We start from the raw sequence: 13,273 nt of genomic DNA on the forward strand, positions 1-13,273 counted from the left end.
GGGCAGCATGCGCGAACTACGCACGACGCCCAGAAATGCAGAGTGCAATCGAGCCGCCCATCGGTCACATGAACACCGACGGACAACCCGATCGCAACTATGTTCGAACCTACCTCAAATCACGCAGTCTTCTGCCCAATCTCGTGATTCGCGAGCACTTCGAGCGCGCGCACCATCGCCGAGTGGTCCCACGCCTTGCCGCCGTGCGCGACGCACGCGTTGAACAGCGCCTGGCAGGTGGCGGTGTTCGGCAGCGACACGCCGAGCGCCTGCGCGGTCGACAGCGCGAGGTTCAGATCCTTCTGGTGCAGCTCGATGCGGAAGCCCGGATCGAACGTGCGCTTGGTCATACGCTCGCCGTGCACTTCGAGAATGCGCGACGACGCGAAGCCGCCCATCAGCGCCTCACGCACGCGCGCCGGATCGACACCCGCCTTCGACGCGAGCAGCAGCGCTTCGCCGACCGCCTCGATGGTCGCCGCGACGATCACCTGATTGGCGACCTTGCACACCTGACCGGCGCCAACCGCGCCGATCAGCGTGACGTTCTTGCCCATCATGTCGAACATGGGCTTGACGCTGTCGAACGTGGCCTGTTCGCCGCCGACCATGATGGTCAGCGAGCCGGCCTTCGCGCCGACTTCGCCGCCCGACACCGGTGCGTCGAGGTAGTCGGCGCCGGTTTCGCGCACGCGCGCCGCGAAGTCGCGGGTCGCCATCGGCGAGATCGAGCTCATGTCGACGACGGTATGGCCGGCGCGCAGCGCGCTCGCGAGGCCGTTTTCGCCGAACAGCACGCGCTCGACGTCCGGCGTGTCCGGCACCATGATGAAGATCACGTCCGCGTTGGCGGCGACCGCGGCGGGGTTGTCGCATGCGACGGCGCCGGCCTGCGTCAGTTCGGCGGGCACGCCGCTACGCGTGAACGCGGCGAGCGGCACGCCGTTTTTCAGAAGGTTGGCGGCCATGGGCTTGCCCATGATGCCGAGTCCGATAAAGCCTGCTTTTTTCATGGAATGCTCCGAAGATGTCGTGGCGGCCGCGTTCAAGCTTCGCCCGCCGGTTTCTGCATGAAGTGTTTCTGCGCCGCCTGAGCGGCGCCCTTGAGCAGCCCGAGATCCGCGCAGACGGCGAGGACGCGCGCGCCCATCGACAGATAACGTTCCGCGTCGGCCTGCACCGGCGCGAGAATGCCGCTCGACTTGCCGGCCGCCTGCGCGCGCTCGAACACATGCGCGATCGCCTGCTGCACGTCCGGATGGCTCGCGTTGCCGAGGTGGCCATACGATGCCGCGAGGTCGGACGGACCGATGAAAACCGCGTCGATGCCGTCCACCGCGAGGATGCTGTCGATCGCCTCGACCGCCTTGCGGCTTTCGATCTGCGGGATCACGCAGATGTTGTCGTTGGCGAGCGCGAAGTAGCCGGACACGGTGCCATAGCGGTTGCCGCGATGGCCGACCGACACGCCGCGGATCCCCTGCGGCGGATAGCGCGTTGCGGCGACCGCGCGGGCGGCGTCCTCGGCGCTGTCGACGAACGGCACGAGGAAGTTCGAGAAGCCGCTGTCGAGGAATCGTTTGATCATGACGCTGTCGTTAGCCGGTGGTCGGACGACCGGTGCGCTGCCGCTGTCCTTGAGCGCCATCAGTTGGGGGATCAGCGTGAGCACGTCGTTGGGCGCGTGTTCGGCGTCGAGCAGCATCCAGTCGAAGCCGACCGTGCCCAGCAGTTCAGTGGCGATCGGACTGGCAAGCGATGCCCAACAGCCGATCTGGGTTTTTCCCTCGCGCACCGCGCGCCGGAAGCGGTTCGGCAAGGATTCGTAAGGCGTGACGGCGGGCATGCGGGGTCTCCTCGAACGACGATGGATCGGGAATAGCGCTTCGACGACCGCAGTAAAACCGCGCAGAACGCAAGGTTATAAGTCGTCGTATGACTAACGGCAGGTTAGCACTGAGCCCCTCCGTTGTAACGGTCGTGTATACCCGAATGACCCCGTCCGACAAGCGTTTCGGGTTGCATGGAGCCCCCGGAATGTTGTAGGATGACCTATATCTGAAGCCTTCATTCAAGGAAAGCCAAAAATGCCTATTACCGGTGAAATGCTGATCGGTCGCAAAGCAGTGCGCGGCGAAGAAAAACCGCTGCGCGCGTTCAATCCTGCCACGGGTTCCGAGATTGCCGAGCCGGTGTTCGGCAGCGGCACCGTCGAGAACGTCGAGCAGGCCTGCGTGCTCGCGCAACAGGCGTTCGACGCGTACCGCCAGCTGCCGCTCGCAGTGCGCGCCGAGTTTCTGGATCGTATCGCGGACGGCATCACCGCGCTCGGCGACGAACTGATCGAACGCGCGATGGCTGAATCGGGCCTGCCGAAAGCGCGTCTGGAAGGCGAGCGCGGCCGCACCACCGGTCAGCTGAAGCTGTTCGCGCAAACCGTGCGCGCGGGCCAGTGGCTCAACGCGACGCTCGATTCGCCGCTGCCGGAACGCAAGCCGCTGCCGCGCTCGGATCTGCGCATGCAGAAGATCGCGCTCGGCCCGGTCGCCGTGTTCGGCGCGAGCAACTTCCCGCTCGCGTTTTCGGTCGCGGGTGGCGACACCGCTGCGGCGCTCGCTGCCGGCTGCCCGGTCGTCGTGAAGGCGCACCGCGCGCACCTCGGCACCTCGGAGCTGGTCGGTCGTGTGATCCAGCGCGTCGCGCAGGAAATGGATCTGCCCGAAGGCGTGTTTTCGATGATCGTCGGCGCGGGCAACTCGGTCGGCGAGGCGCTGGTTGCGCACCCGGCCATCAAGGCGGTCGGTTTCACCGGTTCGCGCGCGGGCGGCACGTCGCTGATGCGCGTCGCGGCGGCACGTCCGGAGCCGATCCCCGTCTACGCCGAAATGAGCAGCATCAACCCGGTGTTCCTGCTGCCGAACGCTCTGACCGCACGCGGCGACAGCATCGCGCGCGGTTTCGTCGACTCGCTCGTGCTCGGCGCGGGCCAGTTCTGCACGAACCCGGGCCTCGCGATCGCGATCGACAGCGACGCGCTGAAGGGCTTCGTCGCGACGGCATCGGAAGCGCTCGCTGCCAAGCCGGCGCAGACCATGCTGACTTCGGGCATCCACGCCGCGTATGAAGACGGCGAGGGCAAGCTGGCCGCAACGAAGGGCGTCGAAGTCGTGGCACGCGGCGTCCCCGCGACCGGCCCGACCCAGGCCTGCGCGGCGCTGTTCGTGACCGACGCGCAGACGTTCCTCGCGAACCCGGCGCTGGAAGACGAAGTGTTCGGCCCGGTGTCGACGATCATCCGCTGCAAGGACGAGCAGGAAATGCTGAAGGTCGCCGAGCACTTCGCGGGCCAACTGACCGCGACGCTGCAGATGGACAACGCCGACGTGGCGGCTGCGAAGAAGCTGGTGCCGATTCTCGAGCGCAAGGCCGGCCGCATTCTGGTCAACGGCTTCCCGACCGGCGTCGAAGTGTGTCACGCGATGGTCCACGGCGGCCCGTTCCCGGCAACCTCGGACAGCCGCGCGACCTCGGTCGGCACCACGTCGATCGACCGCTTCCTGCGCCCGGTCTGCTACCAGGACTTCCCGGCCGAGCTGCTGCCGCAAACGCTGGCCGACGGCAATCCGCTGGAACTGTGGCGTCGTCGCGATGGCGAACTCACGCGCGGTTGATCGCGTGACGCCGTCCTGAACGGATGCGCGCGTCGTGCCGATATGGGCATGGGCGCGCATCGAAGGAAAGGGCGGTTGCAATCACAAAAAAAATGGCCGGGAATTCCCCGGCCATTTTTTTCGCCCGCGTGCTTCTTCGCGCAAATCAGCTGTTCGAGTCGTTCGCTTCGTTCGCGCGACGCAGCCGCTCGCGGCTATTCGACAGATGCATGCGCATCGCCGCCCGCGCGCCTTCGGCGTCGTGCCGGCTGATCGCTTCGAGGATGCTTTCGTGCTCGAGGTTCACGAGCGACAGATACGCATCAGGATCGGCGCGCGCAATGCCGGCCGAGTCGAGCCGGTTGCGCGGAATCAGCGCGCTGCCCATCTGCGACAGGATGTCGACGAAATAGCGGTTGCCGGTTGCACGCGCGACCGAGATGTGGAATTGCAGATCGGCCTCCACGCTGTCGAGCCCGTTGTGACGCGTGGCTTCGATCGCGTCGAGCGCGGTACGCATGTGCGCGAGGTCGTCCGGTTTCGCGCGTTGCGCGGCAAGACCGGCGCATTCGGTTTCGAGGCTGATGCGCAGCTCCAGAATGGACAGCACGTCGCGCAGCGTGGTGGCGGGCACCATGTCGATGCCGAGCTTTTCGCGCTGCGGCTCGAGCACGAAGCTGCCGATACCGTGCCGCGTCTCGATGATTTTGCCTGCCTGCAGGCGGGAGATCGCCTCGCGGATCACCGTGCGGCTCACGCTGAGCGTGTTCATCAGCTGCGATTCGGTCGGGAGTTTGTCGCCCGGCTTCAGCACGTTGGCCGCGATCTGCTCGGTGACGTAATTGACGACGAACTCGGCAAGATTGCGAGCGCGTCGTGGCGGTGCCGCGGATGCTAGTGGTGTAGCCATCGAAAACGCTCCTTGTTTGGAAGATCGCTGGGAATCCTGCATTTTTATTATATCGTCGTCTGACGACTGATTATATAAGCGCCGGATCGAATTCGGCGCGATTGTCACATGTATCGGCGGATGCCTGAACTTTGGCGCCTCGGTGCGCACGGCTCGCGCAAGGCGCCGGGCGTCCGCCGGCCGGAAGTACGATAACCGTAACGAAAACTGAGCCTATAGCGGGCTCACGCTGAGCGCAACTCGACTCGCCGGATGTCCTTGACGATCACCAGATAGCTGATCACCGTCATCAGGGCGTTCGCGCCGACGAACACCAGCGCGCCATTGAACGAGCCCGAACGCGCGACCAGATAACCGATCACGATCGGTGTCACGATGCCGGCGATGTTGCCGAACATGTTGAAGATCGCGCCGGACAGACCGAGCGCTTCCTTCGGCGCCGTATCGGCGACGACCGCCCAGCCGAGCGCGCCGATGCCCTTGCCGAAGAACGCGAGCGACATCAGCGCGACGACGATCCAGTCGGTCGACACGTAGTTGCAGCCGATGATGCAGGTCGACAGCAGCATGCCGCCGACGATCGGCACCTTGCGCGCGACGGTCAGCGACCAGCCGCGGCGGATCAACCCGTCCGACAACACGCCGCCGAGCACGCCGCCGAGAAAGCCGCAGATCGCCGGCAGCGAGGCCACGAGGCCCGCCTTCAGAATCGTCATCCCACGCGCCTGCACGAGGTAGATCGGAAACCACGTCAGGAAGAAGTAGGTCAGCACGTTGATGCAGTACTGCGCGAGATAGACGCCGAGCAGCATGCGGTTGCCGAGCAACTGACGCACGAGCGTCCAGCCGCCGCTCTTCGACACGTCGTCCGGACCCGTCTTGCGCGCACCGCTGACGAGGCCGCCGCCTTGCTCGATGTACTCGAGCTCGGCGCGCGACACGCCCGGGTGATCGGCGGGATTCTTCATGACCTTCAGCCACGTCAGCGCGAGCAGCAGCCCGACCACGCCCATCACGACGTAGACCGTCTCCCAGCCGAACGCATGCGTGAGCCACGCCATTAGCGGCGTGAACACGACCGCGGCGAAGTATTGCGCGGCGTTGAAGATCGCCGACGCGGTGCCGCGCTCGTTGGTCGGGAACCAGCTCGCGACCACCTTTGCGTTCGCCGGAAACGCCGGCGACTCGGCAGCGCCCATCACGAAGCGCAGCGCGAACAGCGCGGTGATCGCCGCGCCGGCGCTGCCGAGCAGGCCGACCGAGCTTTGCAGCAGCGTGAACAGCGACCACGAGAAGATGCTCGCCGCGTACACGCGGCGCGCGCCGAAACGGTCGAGCAACCAGCCGGCCGGCAGTTGCGACAGCACGTAGGCCCAGCTGAATGCGGAAAAGATATAGCCCATGCGGATCGCGTCGAGGCTGAACGCGGTGCGCATCGCGGAACCGGTGACGGACAGCGTCGCGCGGTCGGCATAGTTGAGGGTGGTGATCACGAAGATCAGCGCCAGGATCCCGTAGCGGACCTTGGTGCGTGCCGCGCTAGAGGCGGCGTCGGTGGAACTGGCCGTGCGGCTCAAGTCCATGGGTCATCTCCTGTATTGTTGGGCGAGGTGTGGTCTCTACGCCGGGCGGTCCGCAGACCGCCTGCCTATCGCGCAAATGCACGAACGCCCGGCAACGTTGCCGTGCCGGGCGTTCGCAACGGGGCCGTCTATGCAGCCCTCGTCGATGAGGCTCGCGAGCTTCTTCGCTCGAAGCCCCGACGCCGGTTCCTTACTGCGGTCCGAGCTTCTTGATCAGCGAGTCGAGCTGTTCGAGTTCTTCCGGAGTCAGATCGGTCAGCGGTGCGCGCACCGGACCTGCGTCGTGGCCGACCAGCTTCGCGCCAGCCTTGACGATGCTGACCGCGTAGCCTGCGCGGCGGTTGCGGATCTTCAGGTACGGCAGGAAGAATTCGTCGATCAGCTTGCCGGTCGTTGCGTGGTCGTCGGCGGCGATCGCGCGGTAGAACTCCATCGCCGTCTTCGGGATGAAGTTGAACACCGCCGACGAGTACACCGGCACGCCCAGCGCCTTGTACGCAGCAGCATAGACTTCCGCGGTCGGCAGGCCGCCGAGGTACGAGAAGCGGTCGCCGAGGCGGCGGCGGATCGTCACCATGTTTTCGATCTCGCCCACGCCGTCCTTGAAGCCGATCAGGTTCGGGCAACGGTCGGCCAGACGCTCGAGCATGTCGGCGTTGAGCTTCGAGTTCGCGCGGTTGTAAATGATCACGCCCATGCCCGGAACGGCCTTGCAGACCTCTTCGGCGTGCGCGGCGATACCGTCCTGGCTCGCTTCGGTCAGGTAGTGCGGCATCAGCAGGATGCCGTGCGCGCCGAGGCGCTGCGCTTCCTTCGCGTAGGCGATCGCCACGCGGGTCGGGCCGCCTGCGCCGGCGAGGATCGGTACCTTGCCCTTGCAGACTTCAACCGCGGTCTTGACGACTTGCGTGTAGTCGTCTTGCGTCAGCGAGAAGAATTCGCCCGTGCCGCCGGCGACGAACAGCGCCGAAGCGCCGTACGGAGCGAGCCATTCGAGGCGCTCAGCGTAAGTGTTGGCGCGGAAATCGCCTTTAGCGTCGAAGTCGGTGACGGGGAAGGACAGGAGGCCTTCCGAAACGATCTGCTTGAGTTCCTGCGGTGTCGTCATGATCTAAATATCCAGGCGTCGGATGGGGTCGTTAGTAGGATCCAACTAGTACGACGGACGTCGTACTAGTAGAAAATCTTTGAAATCAGATTTCTTATACGTCATCGTACAACAATGAATCCCGTAACTCAACGGTGTTTTCACGGCATAATGCTGTCTATAGGGTAAATACGGAACCCCCGGGCAAACGCCGGCGTTGTAGGATGACGTATGATTTCTGGCGAAGCAGGCCTACGCGCCTTAAGGATTTATCAATGGAACAAACCCCGCTCTACATCCGCGTTCATCCCAATGACAATGTCGCGATCGTCGTCAACGACGGCGGTTTGGGCGAGGGCGCGGTATTTGCCGATGGCCTCAGGCTGCGCGAGCGTGTGCCGCAGGGCCACAAAGTCGCGCTGGCCGATCTCGCCGAAGGCGACGAGGTCATCCGCTATAACGTCGTGATCGGTTATGCGCTGAAGCCGCTGCCGAAGGGCAGCTGGATCAACGAGCACGTGATCCGCATGCCGAGCCCGCCGGGACTCGAGGACCTGCCGATCGCCACGATCAAAGCGCCGGACATGCCGGCGCTCGAAGGCTACACGTTCGAGGGCTACCGTAACTCGGACGGCTCGGTGGGCACGCGCAACATCCTCGCGATTACGACCACCGTGCAGTGCGTCGCCGACGTCGTGCAACACGCGGTCACGCGCATCAAGGCCGAGCTGCTGCCGAAATATCCGAATGTCGACGACGTCGTGAGCCTCGGCCACACCTACGGCTGCGGCGTCGCGATCGACGCGCCCGACGCGATGGTGCCGATCCGCACCGTGCGCAACATCGCGCTGAACCCGAACTTCGGCGGCGAAGTGATGATGGTGAGCCTCGGCTGCGAAAAGCTGCAGCCCGAGCGTCTGATGCCGCCGGGCACGATTCCGATCGCCGCGGCCGCGGTGGTCGACGACGTCGCGGACATCGGCGATGTCGCGCTGGATCAGAACGGCGACGTCGTGGTGCTGCAGGACGAATCGCACGTCGGCTTCCAGTCGATGATCACGTCGATCATGAGGATGGCCGAAGGGCATCTGAAGCGCCTGAACAACCGCCGTCGCGAAACCTGTCCGGCGTCGGATCTGGTGGTCGGCGTGCAGTGCGGCGGCAGCGACGCGTTCTCGGGACTGACCGCGAACCCGGCCGTCGGCTTCGCGACCGACCTGCTGGTGCGCGCCGGCGCGACCGTGATGTTCTCGGAAGTCACCGAAGTGCGCGACGGCGTCGATCAGCTGACCGCGCGCGCGGCCAACGCGGACGTCGCGGCGGCGATCATCCGCGAGATGCAGTGGTACGACGATTATCTGAAGCGCGGCGGCGCGGACCGTAGCGCGAACACGACGCCCGGCAACAAGAAGGGCGGCCTGTCGAACATCGTCGAAAAGGCGATGGGCTCGATCATCAAGTCGGGCAACTCGGCGATCTCCGGTGTGCTGTCGCCCGGCGAGAAGATCAATCAGAAGGGCCTGATCTACGCGGCGACGCCGGCCAGCGACTTCATCTGCGGCACGCTGCAGGTTGCTTCGGGCATCACGCTGCACGTGTTCACGACCGGCCGCGGCACGCCGTACAGCCTCGCCGAAGTGCCGGTCATCAAGGTGGCGACGCGTTCGGACCTCGCGCGTCGCTGGCATGATCTGATGGACATCAACGCCGGCACGATCGCGACTGGCCAGTCCAGCATCGAGGAGGTGGGCTGGGAACTGTTCCGCCTGATGCTCGATGTCGCGAGCGGCCGCAAGGAAACCTGCGCGGAGAAGCTCGGGCTGCACAATGCGTTGACCCTCTTCAACCCGGCGCCGGTGACCTGATCAGGCAACCCGCACCATCCAATCTCAGGCGAGCGCCGGTCCAACCGGCGCTCGCTTTTCCGTTCAGAAGACCCGATCGCATCACAACAGCAAAGAGACATGACCGATTTGAACGTTGACCGCTCCGCGGCAAAGAAACCCTTCCGCCGTCTGCTGCTCACCGGCGCCGCGGGCAACCTCGGCAAGCAACTGCGTCCCGCGCTCGCGCAATGGGCCGACATCGTGCGCGTATCCGATATCGCGCCGCTCGGCGAAGTCGCCGCGCACGAGGAAGCCGCCGTCGTCGATCTCGCCGATGGAGCGGCCGTGCACGCGCTGCTCGAAGGCGTGGACGCGGTGGTGCATCTCGGCGGCATTTCCGTCGAAGCGCCGTTCGAAGACATCCTCGAAGCGAATATCCGCGGCCTGTACAACGTGTACTCGTCGGCGCAGAAGCACGGCGTGAAGCGCATCGTCTACGCGAGCTCGAATCACGCGGTGGGTTTCCATCCGGTGACGTCGGTGCTCGGCACCGACGCGCCGCTGCGTCCGGACGGCATGTATGGCGTGTCGAAGTGCTTCGGCGAATCGCTGTCGCGCTACTACTTCGACCGCTTCGGCCTCGAAACCGTGTGTCTGCGGATCGGCTCGTCGTTCGAGCAGCCGAAGACCGCGCGCATGCTCGTCACGTATCTGAGCTACCGCGACTTCATCGAGCTCGTGCGCTGCTCGCTGTTCACGAACCGCGTCGGCCACGCGATCGTCTACGGCGTGTCGAACAACCGCACCTCGTGGGTCGACAACACCAACGCCGCGTTCCTCGGCTACCGTCCGCAAGACAGCTCGGCGCAGTTCGAGCACCTGTTTCCGCCGAGCGCTCCCGACACGCGCTTCGACGACCCGACCCAGCTGTACCAGGGCGGCCCGTTCGTGCTCGCCGGTCCGATGGAGCCGAAGCGGGAGCCTAAATAATGAGTGCGAATCCGCAAGTGGAACGCTTCGAAGCGGCCGGTCCGTTGCCCGCAGCCACCGGTGAAAGCCCGGTCTGGCGCGCGGCCGGGCAGGCGTTGTACTGGGTCGACATTCCGGCGAAGAAGATCGTGCGCGGCTCGCTCGAAACCGGCAAGCGCACCGAATGGCTGCTGCCGGAGCAGGTTGCCTGCATCGCGTTCGATCACGCCGGCACCGTGCTCGCCGGCTGCGAGACCGGCTTTTTCGCGGTCACGCTCGCCGACGCGTCGAATGCGCCGGGCGGCGAGCCGCTGACAGCGTCGCTGCGCAAGCTCGCGGCGCCAGAATTCCCGCACGGCGGCATGCGTTTCAACGACGGCCGTTGCGATAGGCAAGGGCGCTTCTGGGCCGGCACCATGGTGATGGACATGGCGGCGGCGATCCCGGGCGGCGCGCTGTACCGCTTCGATGAGAAGGGCGTGCTGTCGGCACCGGTCGTCGATTCGCTGATCACGCAGAACGGCCTCGGCTGGTCGCCGGACGGGACGACGATGTATCTGTCGGACTCGCATCCGCTGCGCCGGATGATCTGGGCGTTCGACTACGACGTCGAAACCGGCGAGCCGCGCAACCGTCGCGTGTTCGCCGATCTGCATCACTATTCGGGCCGTCCGGACGGCGCGGCGGTCGATGCCGACGGCTGCTACTGGATTTGCGCGAACGACGCCGGTCTGCTGCTGCGTTTCACGCCGCAAGGCAAGCTCGACCGGCAGATTCCAGTGCCGGCCATCAAGCCTGCGATGTGCGCATTCGGCGGCCGCGACCTGGATACGCTGTTCGTCACGTCGATTCGCCCGGCCAACGGCGCGAGCGAGCACGACGGCCATGTGTTCGCGCTGCGGCCAGGCGTGCGCGGGCTGCCTGAGCCCGAATTTGCAGGACAACTGTAATCTTGCTTACATGAGGCATGCGCCGGGACGAAGTTTTTCGCCCGGCGTTTTCATTTGTCAGGGTCATTCGTGTGGCCCTTTATTCGTCACTCGTCATACAACATTTGACGTAAAGACAACGTTCCCGCATCTTTGTTCGGCAAAAATACAACAGTTCCGCAGACTAGGCCGATTTCCGCTCATTCAGCGCCAGACGGCGTGGGGCTTGGTGGCGTGCCATTTCGCCGATAGCTGCTGGAGCTTTTCTTGATGCGGGTAAATACCGTCTGTACAAGTTAAAACCCCTTTTATAGACTTCGTATGTCGTCGTACAACATATAAGTCCAAACAAACGGCTTTCTATGTATGTGTGACAAGCGCAATTCGGTAGGTTTCGGGCGAGTGGTGCGGCTGTGGTCGATGCCGCATGCATGTCCGAAGCCGGCCGCCGTGATTGAAGTAAGTAGTCGAGTTGTCGACTGGAGTGCTGGGGCAACTGTGCCGGGGAAATTGCACAGCCAGTACGGCCAGCGCCCGCGCCTGAGAAGGTAGCGGGCGCGAAGCCGGAGACGCGTCAAAACCATGTCACATCCGCTGTTGCTGGGATGGTCTATTTTTCAAGGAATGTCACGATGAACAAGAAGTTTGCCTCTTCCCGTGTTTCGATGATCGTCGCAGCCGCGGCGCTGGCGTTCAGCACGATGTCGGCTGAAGCGCGCGTGTTCCGCGTTGCCGATGTGCACGGCGACACCTTCCCGACCAACATGGCCGTGAAGTACATGGGCGAGCAGATCAGCAAGGCGACCGACGGCAAGGACTCCGTGAAGGTGTTCGGCAACAGCGCGCTCGGCTCGGAAAACGACACGATCGACCAGGTTCGTATCGGTGCGCTCGACATGACGCGCGCCAACGGTGCTGCGTTCAACGAAATCGTGCCGGAATCGATGATCCCGTCGCTGCCGTTCCTGTTCCGCGACGTCGACCATTTCCGCAAGGTCATGTACGGTCCGGAAGGCCAGAAGATCCTCGACGCGTTCACCGCGAAGGGCATGATCGCGCTGACGTTCTACGAGAGCGGCGCACGCTCGATGTACGCGAAGAAGGCGATCAAGTCGCCGGCTGACATGAAGGGCCTGAAGGTTCGCGTGCAGCCGTCCGACCTGATGGTCGACGAAATCAAGGCAATGGGCGGCACGCCGACCCCGATGCCGTTCTCGGAAGTCTATACGGGCCTGAAGACCGGCCTCGTCGACGGCGCCGAAAACAACATCCCGTCGTACGAAGAAACCAAGCACTTCGAAGTCGCTCAGGTCTACTCGGAAACCCAGCATTCGATGACCCCCGAAGTGCTGGTGTTCTCGAAGAAGGTGTGGGACACGCTGTCGCCGCAAGAGCAGCAGATCATCAAGAAGGCCGCGGCTGACTCGGTGCCGTACTACCAGAAGCTGTGGACCGCGCGTGAAGCCGACGCGCAGAAGACCGTCACGAAGGGCGGCGCAACGGTGGTCGCGGCTTCGCAGATCGACCGTGCGGCTTTCGTGAAGGTGATGCAGCCTGTGTGGACGAAGTACGAAAAGACCCCGCAGATGAAGCAGATCGTCGACGAGATCCAGGCAATCAAGTAAGTCTCGCGTCCCGGACGCAATCAGCAATAGCAACGTTTGTCGCAGCAGCGGCGTGAATGGTCCGCGAGGAAACTCGCGAGACCTTCCGCCGCGCAGTTTCGCGCGCGCGGATCGCGTCGCTTCGGGACGGCTGAATTTCAAGCACAGGTCGGACGTAAGCAAGGACAGGGTCATGAGTTTCCTGAAACGCCCAAATGATTTTCTTTTTCGCGTGCTGCTGGTCGTGGCGTCGGTTAGCCTCGCCGCACTTTGCCTGCTCGTGATTTATAGCGTGGTGATGCGCTACGTGTTTAGCGATGCACCCGATTACGTGGAGCCCATCGCATTGTTGCTGGTGATCCTGATCGCGATGTTCGGCGCCGCATTGAAGGTTCGCGAGGGCGGTCACATCGGACTCGACTCGCTCGTCAAGAAATTGCCCGAGAAGGGCCAGGTGATCGCGAAAGGGATTCAGCACCTCTGCCTGTTTGCTTTCGCGGTGGCCGTTTTCGTCGGTTGCTTCGAGATGGCGGAAACCACGATGGGCGACCGCATTCCGATCATCGGCGTGCCGGAAGGCGTGCGCTACTGCATTCCGATCTTCGCGAGCGTGTGCATCGCGTTGTTCTCGATCGAGCATCTGCTCGAGCTCTTCGCCGGCAAGCGGGAAGAGCCAGCGCTCGAACTCTCCGTCACGGAATAAAAGTAGAGCCAT

The 13,273-nt window shown here is 64.1% G+C and carries 11 protein-coding genes; 6 read left to right on the forward strand and 5 right to left on the reverse strand.

The annotated features are described in order from the left end of the window. Positions 1-119 precede the first annotated feature (119 nt). Both QFZ94_RS13945 and garL read right to left on the reverse strand, forming a co-directional pair. The gene (locus tag QFZ94_RS13945) at positions 120-1,049 is read right to left on the reverse strand and encodes a 2-hydroxy-3-oxopropionate reductase (protein ID WP_410849939.1); all 930 of its coding nucleotides are present in this window, start codon (positions 1,047-1,049) and stop codon (positions 120-122) included. After that, positions 1,046-1,846, reverse strand: a complete 801-nt coding sequence (garL, locus tag QFZ94_RS13950) for a 2-dehydro-3-deoxyglucarate aldolase (RefSeq protein ID WP_429457540.1) — start codon at positions 1,844-1,846, stop codon at positions 1,046-1,048. The genes QFZ94_RS13945 and garL overlap by 4 nt, the downstream gene beginning before the upstream one ends. A gap of 241 nt (positions 1,847-2,087) precedes the next feature. On the opposite strand from garL, the gene QFZ94_RS13955 reads away from it, so the two are divergent. Then, positions 2,088-3,671, forward strand: coding sequence for an aldehyde dehydrogenase (NADP(+)) (locus QFZ94_RS13955; protein WP_410849938.1), 1,584 nt, complete (start codon positions 2,088-2,090; stop codon positions 3,669-3,671). A 145-nt stretch (positions 3,672-3,816) separates the two neighbouring features. On the opposite strand, the gene QFZ94_RS13960 is transcribed toward QFZ94_RS13955, so the two are convergent. The 3 genes from QFZ94_RS13960 to kdgD all read right to left on the reverse strand — a co-directional run bounded on the left by QFZ94_RS13960 (position 3,817) and on the right by kdgD (position 7,251). Beyond that, positions 3,817-4,560, reverse strand: coding sequence for a FadR/GntR family transcriptional regulator (locus QFZ94_RS13960; RefSeq protein ID WP_368585317.1), 744 nt, complete (start codon positions 4,558-4,560; stop codon positions 3,817-3,819). Between the two features lie 224 nt (positions 4,561-4,784). After that, positions 4,785-6,143, reverse strand: coding sequence for an MFS transporter (locus tag QFZ94_RS13965; RefSeq protein ID WP_429457542.1), 1,359 nt, complete (start codon positions 6,141-6,143; stop codon positions 4,785-4,787). Positions 6,144-6,333: 190 nt separating this feature from the next. After that, entirely contained in the window at positions 6,334-7,251 is a 918-nt protein-coding gene (gene kdgD / locus QFZ94_RS13970; protein WP_368585319.1) for a 5-dehydro-4-deoxyglucarate dehydratase, read from the reverse strand. Between the two features lie 254 nt (positions 7,252-7,505). Here kdgD and garD point away from each other — a divergent pair, with 254 nt between their 5' ends. The 5 genes from garD (at position 7,506) to QFZ94_RS13995 (ending at position 13,261) form a co-directional block, all read left to right on the forward strand. Beyond that, positions 7,506-9,095 (forward strand): galactarate dehydratase, encoded by a 1,590-nt coding sequence (gene garD, locus QFZ94_RS13975; protein ID WP_429457544.1) that lies wholly within the window; start codon positions 7,506-7,508, stop codon positions 9,093-9,095. 99 nt (positions 9,096-9,194) lie between these two features. Continuing rightward, positions 9,195-10,046, forward strand: coding sequence for an NAD-dependent epimerase/dehydratase family protein (locus tag QFZ94_RS13980; RefSeq protein ID WP_429457546.1), 852 nt, complete (start codon positions 9,195-9,197; stop codon positions 10,044-10,046). Then, positions 10,046-10,975 (forward strand): SMP-30/gluconolactonase/LRE family protein, encoded by a 930-nt coding sequence (locus QFZ94_RS13985; protein WP_429457548.1) that lies wholly within the window; start codon positions 10,046-10,048, stop codon positions 10,973-10,975. Before QFZ94_RS13980 ends, QFZ94_RS13985 begins: the two co-directional genes overlap by 1 nt. 611 nt (positions 10,976-11,586) lie before the next feature. Further along, positions 11,587-12,579 carry a TRAP transporter substrate-binding protein gene (locus tag QFZ94_RS13990; protein WP_176105711.1) on the forward strand — a complete coding sequence of 331 codons (993 nt, stop codon included), beginning with the start codon at positions 11,587-11,589 and terminating at the stop codon, positions 12,577-12,579. A 172-nt stretch (positions 12,580-12,751) separates the two neighbouring features. Beyond that, a complete protein-coding gene (locus QFZ94_RS13995) occupies positions 12,752-13,261 on the forward strand; it encodes a TRAP transporter small permease (RefSeq protein WP_368585323.1) in 510 nt (169 codons plus the stop codon). Positions 13,262-13,273: the final 12 nt, after the last annotated feature.

Source organism: Paraburkholderia sp. JPY465 (genome assembly GCF_050436725.1).
GTDB classification, from domain to species: domain Bacteria; phylum Pseudomonadota; class Gammaproteobacteria; order Burkholderiales; family Burkholderiaceae; genus Paraburkholderia; species Paraburkholderia youngii.

Excerpts from the sequence above, each read along its gene's own strand:
- garD (WP_429457544.1), top strand. The coding sequence starts at position 7,506 with ATGGAACAAACCCCGCTCTACATCCGCGTTCATCCCAATGACAATGTC.
- QFZ94_RS13980 (WP_429457546.1), top strand. The coding sequence starts at position 9,195 with ATGACCGATTTGAACGTTGACCGCTCCGCGGCAAAGAAACCCTTCCGC.
- kdgD (WP_368585319.1), bottom strand. The coding sequence starts at position 7,251 with ATGACGACACCGCAGGAACTCAAGCAGATCGTTTCGGAAGGCCTCCTG.
- QFZ94_RS13955 (WP_410849938.1), top strand. The coding sequence starts at position 2,088 with ATGCCTATTACCGGTGAAATGCTGATCGGTCGCAAAGCAGTGCGCGGC.
- QFZ94_RS13995 (WP_368585323.1), top strand. The coding sequence starts at position 12,752 with ATGAGTTTCCTGAAACGCCCAAATGATTTTCTTTTTCGCGTGCTGCTG.
- QFZ94_RS13965 (WP_429457542.1), bottom strand. The coding sequence starts at position 6,143 with ATGGACTTGAGCCGCACGGCCAGTTCCACCGACGCCGCCTCTAGCGCG.
- QFZ94_RS13960 (WP_368585317.1), bottom strand. The coding sequence starts at position 4,560 with ATGGCTACACCACTAGCATCCGCGGCACCGCCACGACGCGCTCGCAAT.
- QFZ94_RS13985 (WP_429457548.1), top strand. The coding sequence starts at position 10,046 with ATGAGTGCGAATCCGCAAGTGGAACGCTTCGAAGCGGCCGGTCCGTTG.
- QFZ94_RS13990 (WP_176105711.1), top strand. The coding sequence starts at position 11,587 with ATGAACAAGAAGTTTGCCTCTTCCCGTGTTTCGATGATCGTCGCAGCC.
- garL (WP_429457540.1), bottom strand. The coding sequence starts at position 1,846 with ATGCCCGCCGTCACGCCTTACGAATCCTTGCCGAACCGCTTCCGGCGC.